The organism is Anaerotignum faecicola (assembly GCA_024460105.1).
Taxonomy (GTDB): Bacteria; Bacillota; Clostridia; order Lachnospirales; family Anaerotignaceae; genus JANFXS01.
Window position 1 is genome coordinate 1 of sequence record JANFXS010000307.1, and the last position, 443, is coordinate 443.

At 53.0% G+C, this 443-nt stretch carries 2 protein-coding genes; both read left to right on the top strand.

Translation table 11 applies throughout. The features are described from left to right. On the top strand, positions 1-264 hold a 264-nt coding region (locus tag NE664_14105; GenBank protein ID MCQ4727768.1), incomplete at its 5' end, for a flagellar biosynthetic protein FliO. Further along, the coding region (locus tag NE664_14110; GenBank protein MCQ4727769.1) for a flagellar biosynthetic protein FliP at positions 261-443 on the top strand (183 nt) is incomplete at its 3' end. The genes NE664_14105 and NE664_14110, both read left to right, overlap by 4 nt.

Genomic DNA, 443 nt, shown 5'->3' on the forward strand with positions numbered 1-443 from the left:
GGCGATATGAAGATTCTGGACCGTCTGGCCGTGGGGCGGGACAGCTATCTGATGATTGTTGATGTTCAGGGACGGATTCTGCTTGTGGGAGTATCTCCGGCCGGTATCACCAGACTGGAGGAACTGGAAACTTATGAGAGAAAGAGTCCGGCGGAGGTTTCGCCGGACTTTGCGTCTGTATTTACGGAACAGCTCAAAACACTGGTCAAAAAAGATGGGCGGCAGCAGGACGAACGACAGAAGAAAAACGGGAGAGATCTATGATGAAGGGGATAAGGAAAATTGCCGGGGGCGTACTTGGCCTGGCGGCGTTTATCAGGGTGTCCGCTGCATGCGGACAGATCGCGTTTGCATCGGACATTTCTCTGACACTGGAGGGAAGCTCCGGAAGCGGAAAGCCCATGGACATGCTGGATATCATGTTCCTGTTTCTGTTTCTTGCC